General features: G+C 63.4%; 26 protein-coding genes. 20 read left to right on the forward strand and 6 right to left on the reverse strand.

Annotation, left to right across the window (positions count from 1 at the left end; translation table 11 throughout):
- Positions 1–2 precede the first annotated feature (2 nt).
- From ACBG85_RS12235 to ACBG85_RS12245, 3 genes are all read left to right on the forward strand, one after another.
- Positions 3–1,514 carry a cobyric acid synthase gene (locus ACBG85_RS12235; protein WP_030535634.1) on the forward strand — a complete coding sequence of 504 codons (1,512 nt, stop codon included), beginning with the start codon at positions 3–5 and terminating at the stop codon, positions 1,512–1,514.
- Between the two features lie 84 nt (positions 1,515–1,598).
- A complete protein-coding gene (locus ACBG85_RS12240; protein ID WP_075832990.1) occupies positions 1,599–2,168 on the forward strand; it encodes an RNA polymerase sigma factor in 570 nt (189 codons plus the stop codon).
- Between the two features lie 76 nt (positions 2,169–2,244).
- On the forward strand, positions 2,245–3,078 hold the full coding sequence (locus ACBG85_RS12245) for a GAF and ANTAR domain-containing protein (protein WP_054188597.1): 834 nt from the start codon (positions 2,245–2,247) through the stop codon (positions 3,076–3,078).
- On the opposite strand, the gene ACBG85_RS12250 is transcribed toward ACBG85_RS12245, so the two are convergent.
- Together ACBG85_RS12250 and ACBG85_RS12255 are read right to left on the reverse strand one after the other, a co-directional pair.
- A complete protein-coding gene (locus ACBG85_RS12250; RefSeq protein WP_372027583.1) occupies positions 3,075–3,500 on the reverse strand; it encodes a DUF6069 family protein in 426 nt (141 codons plus the stop codon). The two genes, ACBG85_RS12245 and ACBG85_RS12250, sit on opposite strands and share 4 nt — an antisense overlap.
- Before the next feature lie 88 nt (positions 3,501–3,588).
- Positions 3,589–4,458, reverse strand: a complete 870-nt coding sequence (locus ACBG85_RS12255) for a PhzF family phenazine biosynthesis protein (RefSeq protein ID WP_251014480.1) — start codon at positions 4,456–4,458, stop codon at positions 3,589–3,591.
- 121 nt (positions 4,459–4,579) lie between these two features.
- On the opposite strand from ACBG85_RS12255, the gene ACBG85_RS12260 reads away from it, so the two are divergent.
- Positions 4,580–5,041 carry a PPOX class F420-dependent oxidoreductase gene (locus tag ACBG85_RS12260; protein ID WP_372027585.1) on the forward strand — a complete coding sequence of 154 codons (462 nt, stop codon included), beginning with the start codon at positions 4,580–4,582 and terminating at the stop codon, positions 5,039–5,041.
- 209 nt (positions 5,042–5,250) lie between these two features.
- Complete coding sequence (locus ACBG85_RS12265; protein ID WP_003942671.1) at positions 5,251–5,796, forward strand: alpha/beta fold hydrolase; 546 nt, start codon at positions 5,251–5,253, stop codon at positions 5,794–5,796.
- Positions 5,797–5,873: 77 nt separating this feature from the next.
- On the opposite strand, the gene mtr is transcribed toward ACBG85_RS12265, so the two are convergent.
- Positions 5,874–7,250, reverse strand: coding sequence for a mycothione reductase (gene mtr / locus ACBG85_RS12270; protein WP_042925811.1), 1,377 nt, complete (start codon positions 7,248–7,250; stop codon positions 5,874–5,876).
- The gene (locus ACBG85_RS12275; protein ID WP_003942674.1) at positions 7,247–8,296 is read right to left on the reverse strand and encodes an alpha/beta hydrolase; all 1,050 of its coding nucleotides are present in this window, start codon (positions 8,294–8,296) and stop codon (positions 7,247–7,249) included. Before ACBG85_RS12275 ends, mtr begins: the two co-directional genes overlap by 4 nt.
- Positions 8,297–8,442: 146 nt before the next feature.
- Between ACBG85_RS12275 and mqo the strand changes: the two genes are divergently transcribed.
- The 10 genes from mqo to ACBG85_RS12325 all read left to right on the forward strand — a co-directional run bounded on the left by mqo (position 8,443) and on the right by ACBG85_RS12325 (position 19,842).
- Positions 8,443–9,981, forward strand: a complete 1,539-nt coding sequence (gene mqo / locus ACBG85_RS12280; protein WP_003942820.1) for a malate dehydrogenase (quinone) — start codon at positions 8,443–8,445, stop codon at positions 9,979–9,981.
- 11 nt (positions 9,982–9,992) lie between these two features.
- Entirely contained in the window at positions 9,993–10,469 is a 477-nt protein-coding gene (locus tag ACBG85_RS12285; RefSeq protein ID WP_003942808.1) for a GNAT family N-acetyltransferase, read from the forward strand.
- A gap of 224 nt (positions 10,470–10,693) precedes the next feature.
- Positions 10,694–12,655, forward strand: a complete 1,962-nt coding sequence (locus ACBG85_RS12290; protein ID WP_372027588.1) for a magnesium chelatase subunit D family protein — start codon at positions 10,694–10,696, stop codon at positions 12,653–12,655.
- A 21-nt stretch (positions 12,656–12,676) separates the two neighbouring features.
- Positions 12,677–13,291 carry a cob(I)yrinic acid a,c-diamide adenosyltransferase gene (gene cobO / locus ACBG85_RS12295; RefSeq protein ID WP_003942784.1) on the forward strand — a complete coding sequence of 205 codons (615 nt, stop codon included), beginning with the start codon at positions 12,677–12,679 and terminating at the stop codon, positions 13,289–13,291.
- The gene (locus ACBG85_RS12300; RefSeq protein ID WP_064444481.1) at positions 13,285–14,661 is read left to right on the forward strand and encodes a cobyrinate a,c-diamide synthase; all 1,377 of its coding nucleotides are present in this window, start codon (positions 13,285–13,287) and stop codon (positions 14,659–14,661) included. Before cobO ends, ACBG85_RS12300 begins: the two co-directional genes overlap by 7 nt.
- Positions 14,662–14,674: 13 nt before the next feature.
- Complete coding sequence (locus tag ACBG85_RS12305) at positions 14,675–15,058, forward strand: cobalamin biosynthesis protein (protein ID WP_372027591.1); 384 nt, start codon at positions 14,675–14,677, stop codon at positions 15,056–15,058.
- Positions 15,055–16,281 carry a uroporphyrinogen-III C-methyltransferase gene (cobA, locus tag ACBG85_RS12310; RefSeq protein WP_372027593.1) on the forward strand — a complete coding sequence of 409 codons (1,227 nt, stop codon included), beginning with the start codon at positions 15,055–15,057 and terminating at the stop codon, positions 16,279–16,281. The genes ACBG85_RS12305 and cobA overlap by 4 nt, the downstream gene beginning before the upstream one ends.
- Before the next feature lie 11 nt (positions 16,282–16,292).
- Entirely contained in the window at positions 16,293–17,789 is a 1,497-nt protein-coding gene (locus ACBG85_RS12315) for an MFS transporter (RefSeq protein WP_372027595.1), read from the forward strand.
- 80 nt (positions 17,790–17,869) lie between these two features.
- Positions 17,870–18,298, forward strand: a complete 429-nt coding sequence (locus ACBG85_RS12320) for a CBS domain-containing protein (RefSeq protein WP_007735005.1) — start codon at positions 17,870–17,872, stop codon at positions 18,296–18,298.
- 35 nt (positions 18,299–18,333) lie between these two features.
- Positions 18,334–19,842 (forward strand): YdiU family protein, encoded by a 1,509-nt coding sequence (locus tag ACBG85_RS12325; protein WP_270007936.1) that lies wholly within the window; start codon positions 18,334–18,336, stop codon positions 19,840–19,842.
- 12 nt (positions 19,843–19,854) lie between these two features.
- On the opposite strand, the gene yaaA is transcribed toward ACBG85_RS12325, so the two are convergent.
- Positions 19,855–20,598: a peroxide stress protein YaaA gene (yaaA, locus tag ACBG85_RS12330; protein ID WP_081557746.1), complete on the reverse strand. Its 744-nt coding sequence runs from the start codon at positions 20,596–20,598 to the stop codon at positions 19,855–19,857.
- 55 nt (positions 20,599–20,653) lie between these two features.
- On the opposite strand from yaaA, the gene ACBG85_RS12335 reads away from it, so the two are divergent.
- The 5 genes from ACBG85_RS12335 (at position 20,654) to ACBG85_RS12355 (ending at position 26,397) form a co-directional block, all read left to right on the forward strand.
- Positions 20,654–22,399 (forward strand): proline--tRNA ligase, encoded by a 1,746-nt coding sequence (locus ACBG85_RS12335; protein WP_030535623.1) that lies wholly within the window; start codon positions 20,654–20,656, stop codon positions 22,397–22,399.
- Positions 22,400–22,478: 79 nt separating this feature from the next.
- Positions 22,479–23,150 (forward strand): O-methyltransferase, encoded by a 672-nt coding sequence (locus ACBG85_RS12340; protein ID WP_020969392.1) that lies wholly within the window; start codon positions 22,479–22,481, stop codon positions 23,148–23,150.
- Between the two features lie 22 nt (positions 23,151–23,172).
- Complete coding sequence (locus ACBG85_RS12345; RefSeq protein ID WP_208690654.1) at positions 23,173–23,832, forward strand: rhomboid-like protein; 660 nt, start codon at positions 23,173–23,175, stop codon at positions 23,830–23,832.
- 58 nt (positions 23,833–23,890) lie between these two features.
- Positions 23,891–25,621: an acyl-CoA dehydrogenase family protein gene (locus ACBG85_RS12350; RefSeq protein ID WP_063316560.1), complete on the forward strand. Its 1,731-nt coding sequence runs from the start codon at positions 23,891–23,893 to the stop codon at positions 25,619–25,621.
- A complete protein-coding gene (locus ACBG85_RS12355) occupies positions 25,618–26,397 on the forward strand; it encodes a nuclear transport factor 2 family protein (protein WP_372027597.1) in 780 nt (259 codons plus the stop codon). Before ACBG85_RS12350 ends, ACBG85_RS12355 begins: the two co-directional genes overlap by 4 nt.
- A 75-nt stretch (positions 26,398–26,472) precedes the next feature.
- Here ACBG85_RS12355 and ACBG85_RS12360 read toward each other — a convergent pair whose 3' ends face one another.
- On the reverse strand, positions 26,473–26,898 hold the full coding sequence (locus ACBG85_RS12360; protein WP_003942732.1) for a pyridoxamine 5'-phosphate oxidase family protein: 426 nt from the start codon (positions 26,896–26,898) through the stop codon (positions 26,473–26,475).
- Between the last annotated feature and the right edge of the window lie 57 nt (positions 26,899–26,955).

Here is a 26,955-nt window from a genome sequence, read left to right on the forward strand (position 1 = left end):
AGATGCGCGGCGCTCTGCTGGTAGCCGGCACTACTTCCGACGCAGGCAAGAGCGTTCTTGTGGCCGGATTGTGTCGCATGTTGGCGCGTCGAGGCGTCCGAGTGGCGCCGTTCAAGGCGCAGAACATGTCGAACAACTCCGTGGTCACGCTGGACGGCGGAGAGATCGGCCGTGCGCAGGCACTTCAGGCGCGTGCATGCGGTCTGGAGCCGAGTGTTCGATTCAATCCGGTGCTGCTCAAGCCTGGAAGTGACCGCACGTCGCAATTGGTTGTTCGGGGCAAGGCGATGACCACAGTGGGTGCTCGCGACTACATGCAGCATCGGCAGTGGCTTCGCGCCGTCGTGGCCGAAGATCTCGAATCGCTTCGATCCGAGTTCGACGTCGTGATCTGTGAAGGCGCCGGTTCACCGGCCGAAATCAACTTGCGCGCAACGGATCTTGCCAACATGGGATTGGCTGAGGCTGCGCGGATTCCGGTCGTCGTCGTCGGTGACATCGATCGCGGCGGCGTCCTGGCCCATCTGTTCGGGACCGTTGCTGTGCTCTCGCCCAGCGACCAGGCATTGATCGCGGGATTTGTGATCAACAAATTCCGCGGTGACGTTGCACTGTTGGAACCCGGACTGGAACAACTGCGCAGCCTCACCGGTCGACCCACTCTCGGAGTGATCCCGTTTGCCGACGATCTTTGGCTCGACGCCGAGGATTCGCTTGGCGTCACCGGCAATGCCCCGGTAGGGCGCCCGGGCCCACCCGTCGGTTCGGCCTGGCTCACCGTTGCTGCGGTTCGGCTCCCGCGCATCTCCAACTCCACGGACGTCGAGGCACTGGCATGTGAACCGGGCGTGGCAGTTTCGTGGGTGACCGATCCGTCGCGAATTCGCGACGCGGACCTCGTGGTGATCCCCGGTAGTAAGTCCACCGTAAGTGACCTCGAGTGGTTGCGAAGTACCGGCCTGGCCGACGAGATCGTCGCGCGAGCAGGTCGCGGGCAAGCAGTCCTGGGAATCTGCGGCGGTTACCAGATGCTGGGTAATTCCATCGTCGACGACGTCGAATCAGGATCAGGGACCACCGCGGGACTGGGTCTGCTGGACCTCGATGTCGAGTTCGCTCCGGACAAGGTGCTGGCGCAGATGACCGGTACGGCAGACGGTATCTCGGTGTCCGGGTACGAGATTCATCACGGACGCGTCGTGCGCAACGGGGACCGCCCATTGCTGGCGGACTCGAGCGGTATGCCGGAAGGCAGTGTGCGAGGGCCTGTTCGAGGGACACACTGGCACGGTCTCCTGGAAAGTGACGACTTTCGGCGCAGCCTGCTGCGTGAGCTCGCGGTTCCCGGTTTTGTTGCTGCACCCGACACCGCGGTTGCCGCGGTGCGAGAACAACAACTCGACCTTCTCGCTGATCTCGTCGAGCAGCACCTCGATCAGGATCTACTCGAGAAACTGATCAACGGTGGGGCGCCTATCGGGCTCCCCGTCATTGCTTCCGCACTCGAAGCCTGAGAGCGCTCCCGCGGGTGTCGACGTGGACGCGGTAGAATAGCCAGGCCTCACTCCCGCGACGGCTCCCTAGTAGGAGTGTGCGCGGTGACAGATCAATTCGACGGCTTGCTGACCGACTTCAGTGACGAGGTGCTGGTCGACTCGGCAATGCTCGGCGATCACGCGGCCTTCGACGTCATCGTCCGTCGATACGGCCCGCACTTGTATCGATTTGCCCGTCGACTGCTCGCGAGCGAGAGTGACGTCGACGACATCGTCCAGGAAACCTGCGTCGCTGCGTGGCGCCAACTTCCGGGGTTTCAGCGGCGCTCGAGCACCAAGACCTGGTTGTTCGCGATCTGTTCTCGCAAGATCTCGGATTTCTATCGAAAAGTCGGCTCCTGCGCCGCCGATATGGACGAACTCCGGGAAGAAGCTGATCCCCGTTTGCGTGATCCGAGCGAAGAAGTCTGCGGCACAGCATTTCTCGATGCCCTGGAATCCGAACTCGATCGCCTGCCACTGCGTCAGCGTGCTGCCTGGGTCTTGCGAGAAGTGGAGGGCATGACGTATCCGGAGATCGCTGTTGTCCTGGAACTGAGTCCGGACGCGGTTCGTGGCCAGCACACTCGGGCGAGGCGGAATCTCGGTGTCGCACTCGATCGATGGCGATGACGACTCGGCGGTTTGCCGGGTTCTGTCACCGAACTCACTCTCCTTGGTGCCCGTGAAACTGGAAGAATGCTTCGTCGTGGATACCGCTTTCGACCCCAGAGGCTTCGACCCGAGAACCGAGGATTCGGTGCCGTCGGTACTGCCGGACGATGCGACGGCAACGGGTGCTGACGTCGCCGTCGAGGCTGCGGAAACTCGGCTGACGGCACGTGCGGTCAGAGAGTTGCTGGCAGCGCTCGGGGGAAGTATCGGCGACGAGGACGAACTCGTGGTTCTGCTCCAGCGCGCCGTCGAAATCGCGAACGACGCCATCGACGGCGCCGACAGCATCGGCGTCACCATCGATCTTGCCGGGCAGACCTACACCGCCGTTCATACCGATTCGCGGACCCTGCGCGTCGACATCGAGCAATACGACGCCGGCGACGGACCATGTCTGCACGCGGCTCGAACCGGTGAAACCGTAGTCGTCGATGCCGAGACCAGCGCAGAACGCTGGCCGCGGTTCGCGGCTGCCGCGAAGGACGAAGGGATCAAGTCCTTTCTCGCGGCGCCGCTCTTCACGCCGGATCAGCGACTCGGTTCGTTCAACCTTTACGGACGTGCCCCAGCGGCCTTCGACAGCGTCGATGCGGAAGTCATGGAGATTCTCACGACAACAGTCTCACGCGCGATCGGAGACTTCTCCCGTTTCAAATCTGCCAAGGCGGTAGCTGACGCCTTGCAACGCGCGCTCGAGACTCGGGCGCCGATCGAACAGGCCAAAGGCATGCTGATGGCCATCCATCGGATCGATGCCGACACCGCATTTCACATGCTGCGCAGGCAGTCTCAGACCACGAACACCAAGTTGCGTGACGTGGCAGCCGAGATCGTCGAGACGTATTCCGCGCCGCCCACCGCGGTCTAGTTCGACGGAGACCGACGTACGGCCTCGAGCGCGACGACCACGCTCGCGGCGACAACCACGTGCATCAGCGCGAGCGTGACCGTGCTGGCGGCGTCGAAGTCCGCGGCAATGGTCAAAGCGATGGTGCCGAGCGCCACGACTGCACCCACGATCTGGGCGATGCGGATGATCGGCTCCCACTTCAGTGAGATCAACATTGCGACCGACAAACCGACCAGCAGTGGCACCACCGTCAATGTGATGACCCCACCAGGCGCGACGCTCGCCGGCTTTCCCTGATCTGTCATCTCGAAGGATCCGCCCAATGCGAGGCCGATCAACCACAGGATCAGATTGACGACGAGAGCAATTACCGTGGCGCCGAGTACGGCACGTGGCTTGGTGAGGTGGAGGTTGTGTGCGGTTGACGTGATTGCAGACATGGTGTTCTCCCGGCTCGATGCGATGGTCTTGTGACGTCGCTCTGGTGAATAGACCCGCCGGCGGGGAGAAACTCATCGCTGAGGTTGACTATTGCCCGTCGACGACGGGCACTGCGGTGCCGGTGACCGAGATACCGCCGTCGACTGGGATGTCGACTTCGAGCACACTGGGACGCCCGACGTGTCGGCCCTGGTGGATGGTGATCCGCCGCGGAGTGGCCGCGGGTTCGAGTTTGCGCAGGTAACCGCCGGTCGATGCCGCTGCGGACCCGGTTGCGGGATCCTCGACGATGTTTCCCACCGGAAACAGATTTCGGGCTTCGAAGGTGTTGTCGTCGAGGGGATGCAGGATCGTCACCGTGCCGGCCCACCCCTGCGCGTCCATCAGAATTCGCATTGCGGATGGATCGAAGGTGAACTCGTCGAATGTCGACTGATCACGAAGTACGACGATCGGGTGCGTGTTGCCGGCGTACGAGAGCATTGCGGGATACCGCGCGTCGAGCGCAGACGAATCGACGCCGATGAGCCCGAGCAGTGCTGTCAGTACAGCATGATCGATCGGCGAGACCGATGGTTCGACGCTGGTGAAGGTCGCGGTGGACGTTCCGTCCTCGTCGGTCGCCGTGTCGATGGATACCGGTCCGATCGGTGTTTCGAATGTGAAGGTTCCGTCACCGTCTCGCTCGGTGAGAGCGATGGCCGTCGCAATAGTGGCATGACCGCAGAACGGTACTTCGGCGATAGGGGAGAAGTACCGGATCCGGCTGTGGCGCGGGTTGCCTCCGAGTACCGGTTCGATGAGGAACGCCGTCTCGGCATACCCGACTTCGGCTGCAACAGATTGTAATTCGGAGTCGTCGAGTCCACGCGCGTCGAGCACTACGCCGGCCGGATTACCGCCGGCCGGATCCGAACTGAACGCAGTCAGCCGGAGGATGTCGCGAGAAGTTGCCATGTCGACCATCTTTGTCCGCTGTCGTCCATCGCGGGAAGAGACATCGCGCGATTGCGGTCCGCGATCTTCGAACTGGACTGCCTCCGGAACAAACCGGCCGCACGGCGTCGTTGGTGCAGACATGAGCAATGACACAGACACCGACGACGCGTTGTTCGCACTCGTGGCCGAGGGAAAACAAGGTGTGCTGGCAACCGTAAAGCGTGACGGCCGCCCACAGTTGTCCAACATCATTTACCGCTGGGACGTCGAGTCGAAGACGGCTTCCGTGTCCATCACGGCCGATCGCGCCAAGAGCCGTAATGCCCTACGCGATCCGCGGGTTTCCCTCCACGTCAGCGCGCCCGACTTCTGGAGCTACGCCGTGATCGAAGGACTTGCTGTGGTGACACCCGCAGCGGCCGATCCTCACGACGAAGTGTCGGACGCACTGGTCGAGCTGTACCGGGACATCAGCGGCCAGGAGCATCCCGATTGGGAGGAGTACCGCGAAGCGATGGTGGCAGAGCGTCGGCAGATCCTCACGGTGCGTGCTGATCACGTCTACGGAATGACGAGGCTCCCCAAACCGTCCGGTACCTAGACCCGCGCCCCACTGGAGTTCGGCCCACCCCCACTTTCGAGCGAACGGTACGCCCGTCGCCTCAGATGCGCCGAAAGCCACTTTCGCTCCGAGTGGAGGCGGTACAGAGCGAACAATTCGGGCTCGTAGCGGCGCGTGAATGTATGAGTGGTCATACTTCTGTCGACTCCAGGGTCCTCCACAGTGTGGATCGCGTACCGTTTCCAGACATGGAATTGACTCGAGTAGCGGTGGGCAGTGGTTCGTGCACCGTTCGGATCGACGGGCCGGTCAGCAAGCATGCGGTACTCCTGCTCCCCGGCAAGGGCGACCCCGTCGACTTGTACGACGATGTGTGCGAGCGACTGCACCATTCGGATCTGCGGACCGTCGCGGTGGAATCGATCGAGAATCTCGACGAGACCTCGGCAGTGGTACTTCTGGACGAGTTGAACATCGCCTGGGTGAACCTGGTCGGTCACCGGGAGGGCGCCGATCTCGCGTGGCTGTTGGCTGCACGTCAGTTCGGCCGCTTCGCGAGTTTGATCGCCGTGGACCGTGGACATCCGTCGGCCAGCGATATTGCCGGCGTACCGCCGGTCGAGGTTCCGACCACCGTAGTCGTGGGCAGTGGAGGTCGGGCCATCGCCGACGCCAGCGGTCGTTTCGTGTACTCCGACTTCCGCGTGACGGAACTTCCGGGTGTCGACGACGTCGTCAAGTCGGCACCGGCCGAACTCGCAACCGAGATCGTGCTGCGTACCAGCCCCTGGTGAAACTCTGACCTACGAAAAGGCGGGCATTCCCATTGCGAGGAGTGCCCGCCTTTTCGGCGTCATAAGGGCTGCGGGGCTCAGATGTCGAGGCCGAGCAGCGCGTTCTCGACCACTTCGGCCAAGGCCGGGTGGATCCAGTACTGGCCGCGCGCCATGTCCTGAGCTGACAAACCGAAGCTCATCGCCTGAATGAGCGGCTGGATCACCGTCGGAGCCTGCGTACCCATGACGTGGGCACCGAGAATGCGTCCGGTGCCGCGCTCGGCGATCACCTTGCAGATGCCCTCCTGATCCTCCATCGCCCAGCCGTAAGCGACGTCGCCGTAAGCCTGCACCTTGACCGTGATGTCGAGTCCGGCGTCGCGAGCCTGCTTCTCCGTCATTCCGACGTCGGCGATCTGCGGGTCGGTGAACACGGCTGCCGGTACGAAGCGGTGATCGGTGCTGCGAAGCCCGGACGTGTCCTTCCACGCGTCCTGGAGCAGGTTGTGTTGAACAACGCGCGCTTCATGGTTGGCGACGTGCTTGAGCTGGTACGGCGAGGAGACGTCACCGAGTGCGAAGACGCCCTCTGCGGTGGTGCGTTGGTACTCGTCGACCACGATCGAGCCCTTGTCGTCGAGTTCGACGCCGGCCTTGTCGAGACCGAGTAGGTCACCGTTCGGCTGACGACCCACCGCGACGAGGAGAACGTCACCGGAAACGACTGTGCCATTTGCCAGTTCGACGGCGATGTTGTCGCCATCGCCGCGTACCGACGTGAGGGGGGAGCCCAGATGGACGTCCCACTTCTGTTCGGCCAGCTCGGTGAAGCGCTCGGAGATCTCGTCGTCGAGGTGCCGCAGCAGTCGCTGGCTGCGACCGATGATCGACACGCGAGAACCCAACGCGGAGAACACGTGTGCGAACTCGGTGGCGATGAATCCGGAGCCGACGATCACGAGGTGCTCGGGAAGTTCGGGCAGTCGCATGATGTCTTCGTTGGTGTAGTACTTCACACCACTCGACGCGATCTCGTCCGGGATGATCGGACGCGAACCGGCTGCGATGACCACCTGGTCAGCGGTGATCGTCTCGCCGGTTCCGGTGTCGATCGTCTTGTCGCCGGTGAACGTGGCGTGGCCGCGGTAGACGGTGGTGTTGGGACTGTCTTCGCTGCGGTACCGCTCACCACCTGCAGAAATGGGATCGATGCGGCCGAAGACGCGCTTGACGATGTCGGACCAACGAACGCCGTCGAGCGTGGCGTCGACGCCGTACTTCTCGGCAGTGGTGACGGTGCGTGCCACCTCGGCGGCGTAGACGAACATCTTGGTCGGGATACACCCGACATTGAGGCACGTTCCGCCGAAGGTGCCCTCTTCGAGGATTGCGATCTTCTTACCGTCGAACCGCTCGTCGGGCAGCGAGTTTCCGGATCCGCTGCCGATGATTGCAAGGTCGTAGTGCGTCACTGCGCGATCTCCTGTGTGTTGCTTGCTGTGCTTGCCGAACTTTCTGCGGCCGGGGTGAGGTGGCCGTCGAGCCACTCCAGCCACAGGTCGAGTTCGGAAAAGGCTGTGGCCAAGGGCTTCTCGGTCGAAAGGAACACGTCGTGACGGGCGCCGTCGATCGGGACGATGGTGGTGCGATCGCCGAGGCAACCGGCCCAACGTGCGATCTGCTTGACGTCGAGCACGGAATCGGCGAGGTCGACGCTCGGGTTGTACGCCTTCGCGAACTGCGACTTCTTCGAGCGCAGAATCAGCGCGGGCACTCCGATGTCTAGGCCGCGGTGAAGTTTTGCGTGACCCGCTCGGACGGCCCGCATCCAGCCGAAGGTAACGGGGCAGCCTGCCAGTGGCTTCCAGTCGAGGTTGTAATCCCAGACGCCGTTGGCCGAAACATGAAGACTGGAACCGTAAGTCGGTAGCCCAGTTCCCGGGATCACCGTCTTCGCCGATACCCGTCCGAGCGCATCGATCGCCGTAGTACCGACGTTGCGCACCACTGAGGGACCCTGAAGGTCGAACCAGGGGCTGTTGAGTACCAGCCCGCAGATTCCGGCGCCGTCGCTGCCACCGGGCTTGCGCTGCAAACGGTTCAGCCAGAGCGGAACGATCAGACCGCCGGTGGAGTGCGCCATGAGCAGCACCTCGCTGCCCTCGGTCTCGCTGCGGACGATGCGCAGCGCTTCGTTCAGTTCGGCGTCGTAGAGCGCAAGGTCGGAGACGTAATGAGCTGTGTGCCCCGGTTTGAGGGAGCGGCCGCACTTACGCAGGTCGAGTGCGAAGAAGGCGTAACCCTGCTCGGCAAAGTGCTCGGCGAGGTGCTTCTGGAAGAAGTAATCGGTGAAGCCGTGCACGTACAAAACGGCACGGTGTGTCTTCACCGCCTCCTTCTGCGGTTGGTAGCGGACCAGTGTTGCGTCCACCTCGCCTTCGCCGTCCGGATCCGTTCCGAGCGGGATCGTCAGCTGCTGATATCCGTCACCGAGGACGTCTGGAACCCAAGTAGTCACAAATCACAATCTAATCGTCGTTTCGAGTGCGCGTTGTAGAGCACAATTGGGGGTGGTGAACCGCGCGTGTACGCACGGGTAACCTATTCGGCGTAACACAGCAGGCGGATGCGCGCACGGCTAATGACAAGGAAGTCGATTCTCCAGTGTCGAATCAGAACGCGGTAGAGACGAAGACGGATGTAGTGCTCGTGGGCGCAGGCATCATGAGCGCCACGCTGGGTGCATTGCTGCGCCAGCTGCAGCCCGATTGGTCGATCTCGACCTTCGAGCGGCTCGATGCCGTCGCAGCCGAGAGCAGCGACCCCTGGAACAACGCGGGAACCGGTCACTCAGCCCTGTGTGAGCTCAATTACACACCTGAGAACTCGGACGGCACGGTCGACATCAAGAAGGCCGTCAACGTCAACGAGCAGTTCCAGGTGTCACGCCAGTTCTGGGCACACGCGGTAGAGCAGGGCGTCCTGACACAGCCCAAGGAATTCATCAACCCCATCGCGCACGTGAGCTTCGTTCACGGTGAGGCCAACGCCAAGTACCTCCGTGCTCGTTACGACGCACTTGCCGGCCACACGCTCTTCCGCGGTATGGAGTACATCGACGATCCGGCCGAGTTCAGCAAGCGTTTGCCGCTCATGGCCAAGGGACGCGACTTCTCCGATCCCATCGCCCTGAACTGGAGCCAGGACGGCACCGACGTCGATTTCGGAGCGCTCACCAAGCAGCTCATCGGCTACATCGGCAAGACCGGCGGCAAGATGTACTTCGGCCACGAGGTCACCAACCTGACCCAGAACTCAGACAAGTCCTGGACCGTCAAGGTCACCAACCGTCGCACCGGTGAAAAGCGCACCGTTCGCTCGCGCTTCGTGTTCGTCGGTGCCGGTGGCGGCGCCCTGCACCTGCTGCAGAAGTCGGGCATCAAGGAAGCCAAGGGCTTCGGTGGCTTCCCGGTCAGCGGTGCCTTCCTGCGATGCACCAACCCCGAACTCATCGACCAGCACAGCGCCAAGGTCTACGGCAAGGCTGCCGTCGGCGCCCCGCCCATGTCGGTGCCTCACCTGGACACCCGTGTCATCGGCAACAAGCCGGGTCTGCTGTTCGGTCCCTACGCTGGTTGGTCGCCGAAGTTCCTCAAGCAGGGTCGCGTCACGGACCTGCCCGGCTCGGTCAAGCCGAACAACATCCTCTCGATGCTCGGTGTCGGTGTCAGCGAGCTCGGCCTGGTCAAGTACCTGGTCAGCGAGCTTGCCAAGAACGAAGCCGGTCGCATCTGGGATCTGCGTGAGTTCGCGCCCAAGGCGCAGGCCCAGGACTGGGAACTCATCACCGCGGGCCAGCGCGTCCAGGTGATCCGCCGTGCCAAGGGCAAGGGTGGTGTCCTCGAATTCGGTACCGCTGTGGTCGCCGCTGAGGACGGTTCCATCGCCGGCCTGCTCGGTGCTTCGCCCGGTGCGTCCACGGCCGTCCCGGCGATGCTGGACGTACTCGAGCGCTGCTTCCCGACCGAGTTCCAGGGTTGGAAGGGCAAGCTCCGCGAGATGGTTCCGTCCATCGGCGTCAAGCTCACCGACAACGAAGGCCTGTTCAACCAGGTCTGGGATTGGTCCTCGAAGGTTCTCGAGCTCGATTCCGCCGGTGCTTCCGAATCGGCTCCGGTCGCGGATACCGCCGCGACTGTGTGATAGTCCAACCCATGACGGCAACAGCAGCTTTGAAGCGTTCATGGGCACTCGATCTCGACAACAAGACGTTCTACGAGTTGTTGAAGCTTCGAGTGGAGGTCTTTGTCGTCGAGCAGGCTTGCCCGTATCCCGAGTTGGACGGGCGGGACCTGCTGACGGAAACACGCCACTTTTGGCTCGAGCAGGACGGCCAGGTGGTGTGCACGCTCCGGCTGCTCGAAGAGCACGACGACGGAAACAAGAGCTTCCGAATCGGACGCCTGTGCACGTCGCGTCAGGCTCGCGGCCAGGGCCACACGACCCGTCTCCTGCAGGCCGCACTGGCCGAGGTCGGCGAAGCGCCGTGTCGGATCAACGCCCAGACCTACTTGGTCGAGATGTACGCCAAGCACGGATTCAAGGCTGACGGCGAAGAGTTCATCGAAGACGGCATCCCGCACACCCCGATGCGTCGTGGTGGGGGAGAGCCTTTCGTGGCCGTCAGCTAGTTTGTCGGAGAATTGACCCTGGTCGGCTCGTGGGAAAGCGAGCCGACTAGGGTTTTTTCGATACCGAATGTTCGCGGGGAAGTCCTGTTCGATCCAGGCGCGGTCCCGCCACTGTGAAAGATCTCTCCTCTACCGATAAACCGGGAGATCTCAGCCAGGTTGCCGCGACATTCGAGTGCAGCCAAATTCTCGGCGAGGAAACCGAGAGGTGGAGGGATATCGACGTGCGAAGTGAAGAAGATCGACCAGTGGCGGGCTTCCCGTTCAGTGCTGTGGTCGGCCAGGATCAATTGCGATTGGCGCTGATCCTGTGTGCGGTGCATCCAGGGATCGGCGGGGTCCTGGTTCGCGGTGAGAAGGGAACTGCCAAGTCGACGGTCGTGCGCGCGCTGACTGCGCTGCTGCCCGCGGTCGACGACGCCGGAACGACACGACCGGCCCGCTTGGTCGAACTGCCCGTGGGCGCCACCGAAGACCGGGTGATCGGTTCGATCGACTTGGAGAAGGTTCTGCGTGACGGTGAGCGCGCATTCCAACCTGGACTGCTCGCCGCTGCTCACCAGGGTGTTCTGTACGTCGACGAGGTGAATCTGCTTCACGACCACCTGGTCGACGTGCTTCTCGACGCCGCGGCGATGGGTCGGGTTCACATCGAGCGTGACGGCATCTCCCATTCGCATCCGGCCAAGTTCGTACTCGTCGGCACGATGAATCCCGAAGAGGGAGAACTGCGTCCGCAACTTCTGGACCGTTTCGGTCTGGCTGTCGACGTCGCCGCTTCCCGCGACGTCGACATTCGCATGGAAGTGGTGCGTCGCCGACTCGACTACGAGCGTGACCCCGAGGCATTTGTCGCTCGGTACGTATCCGCCGATGAGGAGTTGGCGGCCGAAATCCTCACGGCGCGTGAGAAATTGGACTCGGTCGAGCTGAGCAACCGCGAGCTGCGTCGTATCGCCTCGCTGTGTGCGTCGTTCGACGTCGACGGTATGCGCGCGGACTTGGTGCTGGCGCGCACCGCGACGGCCCACGCTGCCTGGCGCGGCGACAGTGAAGTCACTGCGGAGGACGTACGAGTAGCGGCGGAACTGACGCTGCCGCATCGCCGCCGCCGCGATCCGTTCGACGAGCCCGGCTTGGATCAGCAGCAGTTGGACGATGCGCTCGAGCAGGCCGACCAGGATGCTCAGTCGCAGGTAGAGGACGACGCGCGCGACGGAGAGCCCGAACCTCCCGAAAATCACGAAGACCGTGGCCCGGAAGATGGCGGCTCCGATGACGGCGGTCCCGGACACGGAGGGCCGGACGACGACGGGCCTGACGACGACGGCCCGGACGACCCTGACGGACCTGGTGGGGGAGTACGCGCCACCGATCGCCCCTCGGCTCCACCGGCCGGCGAATTCAAGGCCAAGCTCCTCGAAGTTCCGGGAGTCGGTGAAGGTGCACCGGGACGACGCTCGCGGTCCATGTCGTCCCGTGGACGAGTTGTGCGGTCCACGCGGGAGCGTGGGCACGGATTGCATCTGACGAGCACGGTCTTTGCCGCAGCCGAGTCTCAAGTTGCCCGTGGTCGCACTGCTGGACGGTTGCGGCTGGCACCCGCTGATCTCCGCGGCGCGATACGTGAAGGGCGAGAAGGCAATCTGATCGTCTTCGTTGTCGACGCGTCGGGGTCGATGGCAGCACGCGACCGCCTCTCCGCGGTCACCGGTGCGGTTGTCTCGTTGCTCCGCGACGCCTATCAGCGCCGCGACAAGGTCGCCGTCATCACCGTCCGTGGTCGTGAAGCGGAGCTCGTACTGCCGCCGACATCTTCGGTGGACATCGCTGTCCGTCGCTTGCAGTCGATGCGTACCGGCGGCAAATCCCCACTCGCAGAGGGATTCCTGCGTGCTCGCGAAGTGGTTCTGCGTGAACGACTTCGTGACCCGCAGCGTCGCGCCCTCGTCGTCACACTCACCGACGGCCGGGCAACCGGCGGCAAGGATGCGCTGCACCGCGCCCGCGTCGCCGCGCATCTTCTCGCCGACGCGTCCGTCGCGTCCATCGTCGTCGACTGCGAGACCGGCCTCGTGCGTCTGGGGCTGGCGGCCGAGTTGGCGCGAGAACTACGTGGCGGATACGTCCGCCTCGCCGAATTGTCAGCGCAGCAGGTCGCGGGTGTCGTCCGCGCCGCAGCCTAGATCCCAGCTCAGGAGTTCACGATGCCCAAGGGTGTTCCCGAGACAGTTCCCGACGACGGTCTGACCACGCGTCAGCGTCGTAACGCGCCGGTACTTGCCGTGCACACCGGCCCGGGAAAGGGTAAGTCCACCGCCGCTTTCGGCATGGCGCTGCGTGCCTGGAATCAGGGGTTCGACATCGGCGTGTTCCAGTTCGTGAAGAGTGCCAAGTGGAAGGTCGGAGAGGAAGCCGCGTTCCGCGCGCTCGGAAACCTGCACGACGAAACCGGCGTCGGTGGGCCGGTGCAGTGGCACAAGATGGGCGAAGGTTGGTCATGGACACGCAAGGCCGGTAGCGAGGAAGATCATGCTGCTGCCGCTGCGGAGGGTTGGCAGGAGATCGCGAGAAGGCTTGCGAGCGAGGAACATCGATTCTATGTCCTCGACGAGTTCACCTATCCGCTCAAGTGGGGCTGGGTCGACGTCGACGAGGTCGTGCAGACACTGCGCGATCGTCCGGGCAACCAGCACGTTGTCATCACGGGACGCGACGCCCCGCAGGCGTTGATCGACGCCGCCGACCTCGTGACCGAGATGACCAAGATCAAGCACCCGATGGATGCCGGCCGAAAGGGCCAACGGGGCATCGAATGGTAAGTCCTTCCACTCCGGCCGTGGTGATCGCCGCTCCTGCCTCGGGTAGCGGAAAGACCACGGTGGCAACGGGATTGATCGGCGCGCTGCGACGGTCCGGTAGCAGCGTTGCACCCTTCAAGGTGGGGCCGGACTACATCGACCCGGGTTATCACGGACTCGCGGCAGGGCGGCCCGGACGCAACCTCGACACTGTTCTGGTGGGCCCGGATCGCATCGGACCGCTCTACCGGCATGGAACCGCTGGTTGCGACATCGCCGTGGTCGAAGGCGTCATGGGTCTGTTCGACGGGAAGATCGACGAGGCAAACTCGCAGCCGTCGGCGGAGGGATCGACGGCGCAGGTCGCGTCGATCCTCGGTTCGCCGGTAGTGCTCGTGATCGACGCCCGTGGGCACAGTCAGAGTCTGGCCGCTGTACTCCACGGCTTCGCGACCTACGACGCAGGTGTGCGCATCGGCGGCGTCATTCTCAATCGCGTCGGGAGCGCTCGTCACGAGCAGGTGTTGCGTCATGCGTGCGACAAGGTCGGCGTCGCAGTGCTCGGAGTTGTGCCACGGTTGACGGAACTCGAAGTTCCCTCCCGGCACCTCGGCCTGATTCCGGCGGCCGAGCACGGCGCCGCCGCTGTGGCCGCAGTGGACGCGATGTCCGACTTGATTGCCTCGCACGTCGATCTGGGTGCTGTTCGCGCACTGGCCGCCTCGAACGTGAGTGCAGCTGCATGGGATCCGGTTGCCGAGGTCGGCGCACACGCAGAGTCTCGGCCTGTGGTTGCCATGGCGGGTGGCCCGGCCTTCACCTTCGGCTATGCCGAGCACCGGGAGCTGTTGACTGCCGCCGGCGCGGACGTGCAGGTGTTCGACCCGTTGCGGGACGAGCTTCCTGCGGGAACTGCCGCTCTGGTCCTTCCCGGTGGCTTCCCGGAAGAACACGCGGTAGACCTTGCGGCCAATACCGTTCTGCTGCAGCAGGTTCGCGATCTGGCGGACGGCGGTGCACCGATCCACGCCGAGTGTGCGGGCCTGCTCTACCTCGCTCGCAGCTTGGACGGTCACAGCATGGCCGGTGTGGTCGGAGTGGATGCGACGTTCGGGAAACGCCTGACCCTCGGGTATCGCGAAGCAGTCGCGATCAGCGACTCCAGCCTCTTCGACGCAGGCTCCCGCGTCACCGGTCACGAGTTCCACCGAACGTCTCTCGTCTCGGCAGACGCGGACGGTTGCGGAAGTGCGTGGGGGTGGCGGCCCTGGGACGGCGGCAGTGTCCGCGAAGGGTTTGTTCGCGGTGGCGTCCACGCGTCGTATCTGCACACTCATCCGGTGGGGCAGCCCGAATCGATCGCGAAGTTCGTCGATGCCGCACGGCGATGACCTCTGTATAGGCGTGGGATTCACGACGAGTGTCACCGCGAAGGACATCGTCGCTGCGGTGAAGGCTGTGCCCGCGGCGCAAGGGAAGATCGTGGTACTCGCCACTGTGGCGGCAAAAGCTGAGTCTTCGGCTCTTCTGACAGCGGCCCATGAACTGAACGTCCCGATTGTGAGTTTCGCCTCGGACGTACTTGCGCGAGTTCAAGTTCCGTCACCATCGCCTCGCGTCGAGAACGCCGTCGGAACGGCAAGCGTCGCGGAAGCGGCTGCGATCCTCGCGTCCGGGGGCGGCCGACTTGTGCTGGCCAAGACTGCCAGGGATGGAGTGACCGTGGCCGCGGCCCGTAAAGTTCCCTCCAGCTTGACCAATTCTGACAACGAAACGGAGTGCGAGTGAGCGAGTCCACCGCAGACGAGACCAACTACCTGGTCGGCCTCAACCTGACCGATCGACGCGTGGTCGTGTTCGGTGGCGGCACTGTGGCTCAGCGCCGACTCGGACTGCTGGTCGCCTCTGGTGCCCGCGTTCACGTCATCAGTCGCGCGTTCACTCCAGCCGTCGAAGGTATGGCCACTGCCGGTCAGATCACGGTCGAAGAGCGTCCGTACGCCGACGGCGACCTCGAAGGTGCGTGGTACGCCATCGCCTCGACCGACGAGCCGGAAACCAATGCGGCGATCGTCGCCGAAGCGGAGCGTCGCCACATCTTCTGCGTGCGCGCCGACAACGCGAAGCACGGCACCGCCGTCACTCCCGCCAGCGCTGAGTACGACGGTATGAGCATCGGAATTCTGGCGGGCGGCGATCACCGTCGTTCGGCAGCAGTCCGCACCGCCGTCGTCGAAGGTCTTCAGTCGGGCGTGCTCGCCGATACGGCCGAGCCTGCCGCTGCGGGTGTTGCTCTCGTCGGTGGTGGCCCCGGTGATCCCGATCTGATCACCGTGCGCGGACGCCGTTTGCTCGCCCGCGCCGACGTCGTCGTGGCCGACCGATTGGCTCCGCCGGAGTTGCTCGCCGAACTGGGTCCGGACGTAGAGGTGATCGACGCCGCGAAGATCCCGTACGGCCGTGCCATGGCTCAGGAGGCCATCAACGCCGCGCTGATCGACAACGCGAAGGCAGGCAAGTTCGTGGTCCGCCTCAAGGGCGGGGACCCGTACGTCTTCGGACGGGGATACGAAGAACTCGAAGCGTGTGCCGCTGCCGGCGTTCCGGTGACCGTAGTGCCCGGAATCACGAGCGCGATCTCGGTCCCGTCGGCCGCAGGCATCCCGGTCACCCACCGCGGCGTCACCCACGAGTTCGTCGTCGTCAGTGGGCACGTGGCTCCGGATCATCCGGATTCGCTGGTCGACTGGTCGGCGCTGGCCAAGTTGCGCGGCACGATCGTGCTGCTCATGGCGGTCGAGCGCATCGATCAGTTCTCGAAGGCACTCGTCGACGGTGGACGCCCGGCAACCACGCCGGTCACCGTCATCCAAGAGGGTACGCTGCGCACCCAGCGTGAACTTCGGGCCGATCTGGCGACCGTTGCTCAGCGCGTCAAGGACGAGGAGATCAAGCCTCCGGCGATCATCGTGATCGGGCCGGTCGCGGGCTTTTCCGTCGACGCTGGGTAACGTGAAGTCTTGTGTCTGATTCCCCAACATCTGAAACCGCTTCGGCGAATGCCCCGGTAGCGACTCGAGTCATCGGGCTCGCCATCACCGTCCTGAGTGGTTTGCAGATGATGGTGGTGCTCGACGGCACCGTCGCGAACCTCGCGCTGGCGCCATTGCAGGCAGACCTCGGGCTGAGCGACAGTGGTCGCAACTGGGTGTTGACCTCGTACGCGCTTGCGTTTGGTGGGCTCATGCTCCTCGGTGGTCGGCTCGGCGACGCGTTCGGACGCAAGAAGATGTTCATCGCGGGAGTCTCGCTGTTCACGGTGGCGTCGTTGCTCTGTGGACTCGCCCTGAACGAGGGCATGTTGATCGCAGCGCGGGCGCTTCAAGGTGTCGGCGCAGCCGTGGCGTCGCCCACTGCCTTCGCCCTTGTTGCCACGACTTTCGCCGCGGGTCCGGCTCGTAATCAGGCCATCGCGATTTTTGCCGCCATGACGGGCGTCGGATCGATCGCCGGTCTGATCATCGGCGGCGCATTGACCGAGGTGTCGTGGCGTCTGATCTTCCTCATCAACGTCCCGATCGGCATCGCGCTCGTCGGCATGGCGTTCCGCGCCCTTCGCGAGACGAATCAGACGCGTCTGGCTTTGGATGTCCCCGGCGCGATCCTCGCGACCCTCGGTTGTACCGGTGTTGTTTTTGCTCTCACCGAAGGCCCGGAAATGGGATGGGGGAGCATCGCCGTCATCGGTGCATTGGCGGCCGGATTGGTCGCCCTCGCCGCCTTCCTCTTTGTCGAGCGAACTGCAGACAACCCGCTCTTGCCCTTCTCGTTGTTCGCCGATCGCAACCGTGTCGCGACGTTCCTCGCCATCTTCTTCGTCGGTGGCGCGATGTTCAGCATGACGGCCTTTGTCGCACTGTTCGTGCAGGACATCATGCAGTATTCGCCGTTGCGTGCCGGTATCGCGTTCATTCCGTTCGCGTTCGGATTGGGCGCCGCCGCGTCGGTTGCTTCCAAGCTCGCCGTGAAGGTTCAACCCCGCTGGCTGGTCCTCACCGGCGTCGTGATCATGATCGTCGGACTCCTCTACGGCTCTACTCTCGATTCCGACTCCACCTACCTGGCCAACTTGTTCGTGCCCGTGATCGGGATCGGATTCGGTATCGGCCTCGCGATGGTGCCCTTGCCACTGTGCGCGATCGCCGGTGTCCCGGAGACCGAGATCGGCCCGCTGACCGCAATCTCCCAAGTTGCCCAGACGCTCGGTGGACCATTGGCGCTGTCGGTGATCGGTGCAATGGCGACGTCCAAGACGCTCTCGCTCGGCGGCACTTCGGGCAAGGCAGCGGACATGAATCCGGCGCAATTGATTGCACTCGGAGAGGGGTACACCTTCGCACTTGTGGGCTGCGCGGTCTGCGCCGTGTTCGCCGGTATCGCGGCGCTGTGCATCAGGTTCACACCTTCTCAGGTAGCCCAGGCACAGGCTGCGGAGAAGGCAGCTCAGGGAATCGCCTGATCAGTCCTGTTTTTCCGCTTCGCTAGCCGATACGATCGTTGCAGGACGTGCCGAGAGTCTCGACGGATCGGGGTGCCGTGATGCGGATCGCGGACATATTGCGAAACAAGGGCAACAGCATCGTCACGATCGACGCCCACACGACGGTCAACGGGCTGCTGTGCGATCTTGCCCGCCACAACATCGGAGCCATGGTGGTGGTCGACGACGACGCGGTGGTCGGCATCATCTCCGAACGCGATGTCGTTCGACGCCTGCACGAGCGTGGCCCGGACCTTCTCGGGATCCAGGTTTCCGAGGTCATGACCGCTCTGATGTACACGTGCGTTCCGGCAGACGCGGTGGACAGCATTGCCGCGATCATGACCGAGCGTCGAATCCGGCATCTGCCGGTGATCGAGGACGGCAACCTCCTCGGCATCGTCAGTATCGGTGACGTGGTGAAGAGCCGCATCGACGAGCTCAAGAGCGAACGCGATCAGCTCGAGTCGTACATCGATCAGGGCTGATCGATAGGTTGTCGCACGGTGACTACTCTCGTGTGATGGCCGCATTCCAGGAATCGACAGCAGACACGGTCACCATCGTGGCCGGCCTCGAGAGCACGTTCGCCGACGAACTTGGCGCTCTGACGGTGCCGTGGCAAGGTGCTGCCGCCCCTGACCCGCAGTTGCTCGTGGTGAACGAGCAGCTGGCTGCGTCGTTGAGATTGGACGTAGCAGCGCTGCGAAGTGTGGACGGGATCGGCGTCCTGTCCGGGTCGACGGTGCCGGTCGGGGCCACACCGGTGGCGATGGCGTATGCGGGTCATCAGTTCGGTGGGTACGCACCGATTCTCGGGGACGGTCGGGCGTTGTTACTCGGCGAACTCGTCAGCAGTGCCGGGCAGCGAGTGGACTTGCATCTGAAAGGCTCCGGGCGCACACCGTTCTCTCGGGGCGGCGACGGGTACGCGGTTGTCGGGCCGATGCTGCGCGAATATCTGGTCAGTGAGGCGATGTATGCCCTCGGTGTCCCCACTACGCGCGCGCTGTCTGTCGTGGCGACGGGACGGGACGTTCGCCGCAACGGCGCAGAACCCGGTGCCGTGCTTGCACGGATCGCGTCGAGTCACCTACGCGTTGGGACCTTCGAGTTCGCGGCCCGGCAGGGCGAGGTCTTGCAGCCGCTCACCGACTACGCGATCGCCCGGCACTACCCGGAGCTGACCGAACTTCCGTCAACGGGTACACACAATCGCTATCTGAGGTTCCTCGAGGCGGTCGTCGAGGCGCAGGCGTCACTGGTGGCGAGGTGGATGCTCATCGGTTTCGTGCACGGGGTCATGAACACCGACAACACGACAATTTCGGGAGAGACCATCGATTACGGTCCGTGCGCCTTCCTCGACGCATTCGATCCGGCGGCAGTGTTCAGCTCGATCGACCACGGGGGCCGCTATGCGTTCGGCAATCAGCCCGCTGTACTGAAGTGGAATCTTGCGCGCTTGGCAGAAACACTGTTGCCGCTGATCGATTCCGCACCCGACAATGCGATTTCCGCGGCGTCGGCAGTTCTCGAGACCTTCGACGAGCGCTACGAGGGACACTATGCTGCCGGTTTCGCGGAAAAGCTCGGTCTGGCCCAGCCGTTTGTCGATCGGGCGCTCGTCGACGATCTGCTGACGTTGTTGGCGGAACACGGTGCTGATTGGACGGGCAGTTTCCGCGCACTCGCCGACGAATTGCGTGGAAATTCGGCGCCCCTCGACGACCTCGTGCCACGGGACCACATCGCGTCCTGGTTGCAGCGGTGGCACAGGGCCCTGACGGACCAGGGGCGTGGGGCCGCGGAGACCGCGAGCGCGATGGATCGCGTCAACCCGCTGTACATTCCGCGTAATCATCGGCTCGACGCTGCCCTGCGCGCCGCGACCGACGGCGACCTCGCTCCATTCGAGAAGCTGCTGGAGGTTGTCACGCATCCATTCGACCGACGCGACGAGTGGGCTGACTACACCGAGGCGGCTCCGCGGTCTTTCAGCGAGACGTTCCAAACCTTCTGCGGCACTTGACAGACGAAGCCATCAATCCGTCAGGATGATCAGTTCACGCTCCGACGCGATTTCCACCCGCAGGCCGGCCTTCGACGCCACCCGCGCGACACCCTTGATGTCGGTCGGTTCGGCGCGCGAGACCACCAGCGCACGGGCGAGCAGACCCTTGTGGTGCTTGTTGAAATGACTGACCACCGTGCGACTGCCGTCCGGCTTCTCGGTGAGGACCGTTGCGATCAAGGCGTCCGGAACAGGTCCGAGGTCTTGGTAGGTACCCGATCGTAGATCGATGACAAGGCCGTCGGCTTCGGCGGCCAGGGCCTTCGGCAGCTCCGGCTTCCACAGCGAGCGCAGCGTCCCCATCCCCGGCAGCTTGGACCCGCCAGAGAGGCGGTAGGCGGGGATCAGATCTCCTGCGCGGACAGCACCGAACAGAGCGGAACCAATGGCGATCCGATCGAGCGCCTTCGCCTTCTGGGCGCGGGTGAACGACTTTGCGTCGAGGGCGTCGAAGAGCACGCCGGTGTAGCGCTGTAGTGCGGGCCGCGTCGCGGACACCCACAGCTTGGCATTGCGCTCCACTTCGTCTGCTTGCGTCGGGCCGAGCCCGAGCGCTGAGCACGACGCCTCGACGTCAGCGGCCAGATCGACCAGCGTCTGAACCAGCAATTCGCGCGTTTCGGTCAACTGGGGCATCGACAGTTCGGCCAGATCGAGGGGCGCATCCTTGCCGCCGTCGGACTTGGTTTCTGAGGGAGGCAGCAGTACAAGCACGCTGTAACCGTACCGAGGCCCGCTCGGCCGACTGCGGCGACTATCCTTACACCTCGTGATTACCCGTCTGTCCCACCTGTTCCTGCGTACCCTGCGTGACGATCCCTCGGACGCCGAAGTTGCCAGCCACAAATTGCTGGTTCGTGCCGGCTACGTGCGTCGTATCGCTCCAGGCGTCTACTCGTGGTTGCCGCTGGGATTGCGGGTGCTGCGCGAGGTAGAGCGTGTCGTCCGTGAAGAAATGAATGCAATTGGCGGACAGGAAATCCTGCTGCCTGCGCTGCTCCCGCGCGATCCCTACGAAGCGTCGAATCGCTGGACCGAGTACGGCCCCAACCTGTTCCGCCTCAAGGACCGCAAGGGCAACGACTACATGCTCGGCCCGACCCACGAGGAGCTCTTTGCTCTGACGGTCAAGGGTGAGTACAACTCCTACAAGGACTTCCCGGTCACCCTGTACCAGGTGCAGACCAAGTACCGCGACGAAGAGCGTCCGCGTGCCGGCATTCTGCGTGGCCGCGAGTTCCTCATGAAGGATTCCTACTCCTTCGACCTGACCGACGAAGGCCTGACGGAGTCGTACCAGGCGCATCGCGGCGCCTACGAGAAGATCTTCACGCGTCTGGGCGTCAAGTACGTCATCGTCTCGGCCACCTCCGGTGCGATGGGCGGCAGCGCGTCCGAGGAGTTCCTTGCCGAGAGCGAGATCGGCGAAGACACCTACGTCCGCTGCCTCGAATCCGGCTACGCCGCCAACGTCGAGGCCGTCAAGACTGTTGTTCCCGATTCGATTCCGTTCGACGGGCTGCCCGAAGCCAAGGTGTACGACACCGCGAACACACCCACCATCGACACCCTGGTGGACTGGGCGAACCGCGCTGATCTCGGCCGTACCGTCACCGCCGCCGACACTCTCAAGAACATCATGGTCAAGACCCGCCTGCCCGGCGGCGAGTGGGAACTGCTCGGTATCGGCATCCCCGGCGACCGTGAGGTCGACGAAAAGCGCCTCGAGGCTTCGCTGGAGCCGGCCGAGTTCGTGATGATCACCGAGACCGACTTCAAGAACAACCCGTTCCTGGCCAAGGGTTATATCGGCCCGAAGGCGCTGCAGGCCAACGGCGTTCGCTACCTTGTCGACCCGCGTGTCGTCGACGGCACCAGCTGGATCACCGGCGCCGACGAAGACGGCAAGCACGTGGTCGGCCTCGTTGCCGGTCGGGACTTCACCCCCGACGGAACCATCGAAGCCGCCGAGGTTCGTGACGGTGACGCCTCTCCGGATGGAGCCGGCACGCTGGTCTCGGCTCGCGGTATCGAGATCGGGCACGTCTTCCAGCTCGGCCGTAAGTACACCGACGTCTTCACCGTCGATGTCCTCGCCGAGAACGGCAAGCCCGTCCGCCCGACCATGGGTTCGTACGGCGTCGGCGTCTCGCGTCTGGTGGCCGTCATTGCCGAGCAGCATCACGACGAAAAGGGCCTGCGCTGGCCTGCCGAGGTTTCACCGGCCGACGTCTACCTCGTCATCGCGAACAAGGACGAGACCGCGCGCGAAGGCGCCGAAGGCCTCGCCGCGCAACTCGACCGTGCCGGACTCGAAGTAATCCTCGACGACCGCAAGGCATCGCCGGGCGTGAAGTTCAAGGACTCCGAGCTGATCGGCGTTCCGCTGATCGTTGTCGTCGGACGCGGTTGGGCCGACGGCAAGGTCGAAATTCGCGACCGCTTCACTGGCGAGAGCCGTGAGATCGACGCCGACTCGGCGATCGAGGAGATCATCAGCGCAGTTCGCGGCTGATTCGAATAGTCGTCCGGGCCGCCGCAGCCACCTTCCGAGGTGTCTGCGGCGGCCCTTCTTTTCTGCCACAATCGTGGCTATGGAACGCGAACCGGATTGGGCAGAAGTCGACGGCTATCTCGTTTCCACGTTGGTAGGTGAAGATCCGGTTCTCGACGCGGCACTCGCCGCCAACTCCGAGGCCGGTCTCCCGCCCATCGACGTGGCGCCGAACCAGGGCAAGCTCCTCAATCTTCTGGCGCGAATGTGCCTGGCGCGCAATGTTCTCGAGATCGGAACGCTCGGCGGATACAGCACGATCTGGCTCGCTCGCGCGGTCGGCCCCTCGGGCCAGGTCATCACGCTGGAATTCGATCCCACCCATGCGGATGTCGCTCGGGCGAATATCGAGCGCGCCGGCTTGGCTGACCGTGTCGACGTCCGCGTCGGGGCCGCGCTCGACAGCCTCCCGTCGATCGCGAAGGAAGAGTTGGGACCTTTCGACTTGGTCTTCATCGACGCCGACAAGGAGAACAACACCGAGTACGTGCGGTGGGCGTTGGCCCTTTCGCATCCCGGAACCGTCATCATCGTGGACAACGTGGTGCGTGGGGGACATGTGTCCAACCCGGATATCGACGACGAGCGCGTCAAAGCGAGTCGAGCGGTGTTGGAGATGATCGCGGCCGAGCCGAAACTCGACGGCACCGCCATTCAAACCGTGGGTTCGAAGGGATGGGACGGGTTTGCCGTTGCAGTAGTGAACGAGTGAGCGCAGACTCGAAGCGGTGAGGATGCTGGGGGCAGCAAAGGCGGCATGGCGATGGGTGCGCAGTGCTCCCGGTACCTACGTCTGGTTGCTGGCCCTGCTGTTCACCACGCTCTTCCTTCGGCATCTGCCCGACAATGTCGAGGAGCGTTTTCTCGGCAAGCGCTCGACCAATCTGCATCACCTGGCCGAAGACCCGCTACGAGTCCTGTTCTCGAGTGCCTTCTGGCTCGAAGGTGGCGGTTGGTTGGGATACCTGGTTCTCTTCACCATCTTTCATGCAACGGCTGAGCGTTGGCTCGGGACATGGCGGTGGCTGTGTGTTGTCGTCATCGCCCACGTCGGAGCCACGTACATCAGCGAAGGTGTTCTGTACGAAGGTATTCGGCACGGATACGTGGCGGAGTCGGCGGTCAACACTCTCGACGTGGGAGTGAGCTACGGTCTGGCCGGCATCATGGGGATTCTGGTGTACCGCATCGTCGATCCGTGGCGATACATCTATCTCGCGGGGCTGTTGCTCTTCTACGGTGTACCTCTGATTTTCGCCACCAATTTCACCGCCATCGGCCACATGTCTGCGTTGTTGCTCGGATTGGCGTGCTATCCGATCACGCGTGCTCGGTCCGGCACGTGGAATCCGATGGACCTGTGGCATTCGCGAAGAATCGCAGGTCTTCCATGAATCGCACCGCGGAAAGTTACCCGCTGGTAGTTTAGCGTCATCGACGAAAGGTAATGACGTGTCTGGCACCGATGGATTGCTCTTCAACCCCCATACTTACGACCCCGCTCAGTTCGATCCGGAGACCCGCCGTTTGCTGCGAGCCACCATCGAATGGTTCGAGAGCCGCGGCAAGAAGCAACTGCTTCAGGACGACCTCGACGCCGTGTGGGTCTCCGACTTTCTCGAATTCGTCGGCAGGGAGAAGTTGTTCGCGACGTTCCAGACTCCGGCGGCATTCGCCGACGGTGACGAGAACCGTCGTTGGGACGGTGCCCGCAACGCGGCCTTGAGTGAGATCTTCGGTTTTTACGGACTCGCTTACTGGTACGCCTGGCAGGTCACGATCCTCGGACTCGGACCGATCTGGATGAGTGACAACGACGCTGCGAAGAAGCGTGCAGCGCAGGAACTTGCCGACGGTGGTGTCATGGCGTTCGGGCTGTCCGAGCGCGACCACGGCGCCGACGTGTACTCCACCGACATGCTCCTCACTCCCACCGACGGCGACGTCGCCTTCCGCGCGAGCGGCGAGAAGTACTACATCGGAAACGGCAACGTAGCCGGAATGGTGTCTGTGTTCGGGCGTCGTACCGACGTCGAGGGCCCCGAAGGCTACGTGTTCTTTGTCGCCGACAGTGCACATCCGAACTATCAGCTCGTGGACAACGTCCTGCGCGGGCAGATGTATGTCAGCAATTTCCGCCTCGACGATTACCCGGTGCGCGAGGAAGACATTCTGCACACCGGCGTCGCCGCATTCGAGGCCGCGCTCAACACGGTCAACGTCGGAAAGTTCAACCTCTGCACCGGCTCCATCGGCATCACCGAGCATGCGTTCTTCGAGGCAATCACTCACGCGCAGAATCGAATTCTGTACGGCAATCCCGTCACGGATTTCGCCCACGTTCGCGCCGCCTTCGTCGACGCGTACTCACGTCTGATCGCGATGAAGCAGTTCAGTGCGCGGGCGGTCGACTACTTCCGCAGCGCCAGCCTCGAGGACCGTCGCTACCTGCTGTTCAATCCCATGACCAAGGCCAAGGTCACCTCCGAAGGTGAGAAGGTGGTCGGGTTGCTGCACGATGTGATCGCAGCCAAGGGATACGAGAAGTCCACGTACTTCCGCGAGGCAGCGCAGATGATCGGCACGCTGCCCAAGCTCGAGGGCACCGTCCACGTCAACGTCGGCCTGATTCTCAAGTTCTTGCCGAACTATCTGTTCAACTCGGCGCAGTTCCCGGAGATCGTCACGCGCGACGACGCCGCCGACGACGAGTTCTTCTGGAACCAGGGGCCTACCCGCGGCGCTGCGAAGATTCAGTTCCACGAGTGGAAGCCCGTCTACGAGAAGCACTCTTCGATTCCGAACGTCGCCCGTTTTTACGAGCAGGCGATCGCGCTCACCGAATTGCTCACTGCTGCAGCGCCGGACGCGCAGCAGCAGAAGGACCTCGATTTCATGCTCAACGTCGGGCACCTGTTCTCTCTCGTCGTCTACGGTCATCTGATTCTCGAACAGGCCGAGATCAGCGGGCTCGACGCCGACGTTGTCGATCAGATCTTCGACTTCCAGATTCGTGACTTCTCGGGATACGCGATCGCGCTGCACGGAAAGCCGTCGTCGACACCCGAGCAGCAGAAATGGGCCCTGGCCGCGGTGCGGAAGCCTGTTGTCGACAGTGAACGCTTCGACCGGGTGTGGCAGCAGGTCAAGGCGTACGACGGTGCATACGAGATGCGCGCATGACCGCGCCGGTGACGCGCGAGCAGTTGATGGCCGTCGTGGAGGGATCCCCGAAAGCCGTCGGCGCGCATGACCGCTCGACCTGGGTGGCCCTGTTTGCCGGCGACGGACAGGTCAACGACCCTGTAGGTTCACGTCCGCACAACGGTCAGGCGGCGATCGAGAGTTTCTACGACACGTTCATCGCCCCCAATTCGATCACCTTCCATGTCGAGCGCGACATCGTGTGCGGCCGGACGGTGTGGCGCGATCTGAGCCTCGCTACCGAGATGTCGACCGGAGTCGTTCTCGACGTTCCGATGCACTTGCGCTACGACTTGGTGGGGGAGCCCGATTCCTTGCGGATCGGAACCCTCTATGCGCATTGGGAATTGGCGACGATGTTGAGCCAGCTCGCGACTGCTGGTGTGGCGGGGGTGAAGGCGGCCGCGAAGTTGACGCCGCAGTTGCTCTCGAACCAGGGGATCGGCGGGGCGCTCGGGTTCTCGCGCGGCATCTTCGGCGTCGGAGACAAAGGCAAGAAGGCAGCGTCGCGGTTCCTCGATGCGGCCGCTGTCGGCCGAACGCCGTCGGTACCCGTCGAGCTTCCTGCGGGGACGCAGTTGTCCAACGCTGATGTCAACGCTCTGCTCACCGGCGTGACGAAGAGCAAGATGCTGGTTGCCGGTCGCACCGTGACGGCGAGCGTCATCGTGTGCGGGGAACCTGCCATCGCATTGTTCGGCTTCGAGGCGAGCGGTCATCGACTCAATCGGGTGCGTTTCTTCACCGAGAGCTGACATAGAGCCCTCCACATGCAGGTCAGGCTCGGCGCGCCACTCCGGCGCGCCGAGCCTTCGTTTTTCTGAGAATTGTCAGATCGCCCCGAGATCCGCAGACAGCCAGTGCTGCGGATTCATGTAGATCGCTACCTGTTCGCCCAACTGCGATCGCGCGAATTCGAGATACCCGTCGACCTTGTCCGGAGCCAGGTAACGCCGCGAGACTTCGACCAGCATCTCGTCGGTGCCCGGAACGATCTTGTCGACGGATCCGCTGACGCTGACGTAACGGATTGTCGGATCGAGCCTTTCGGCCATCAACGAGAAATGCCCGGCCGACTCGATGAGTCGTGCCTTTCGCGAATCCTTGCCCGTGAGGATCCATGGTTTGCCACCGGGTGAGTACAGGTACCAGATCGGGACGGTCAACGGACCGCGCTCGGTGCCGTCCGCCACGGACAGCGCCCCGATGTGGGGTTCGGCCAGGAACTGTTCACGCTCATTTTCGGAGAGTGCCATTCCTCGAGATTACCGCGACGTTTGACATGGCGTTGTGACTCCGTACACAATCGATGT

Source organism: Rhodococcus sp. NyZ502, assembly GCF_041464245.1.
Lineage (GTDB): Bacteria > Actinomycetota > Actinomycetes > Mycobacteriales > Mycobacteriaceae > Rhodococcus_F > Rhodococcus_F qingshengii.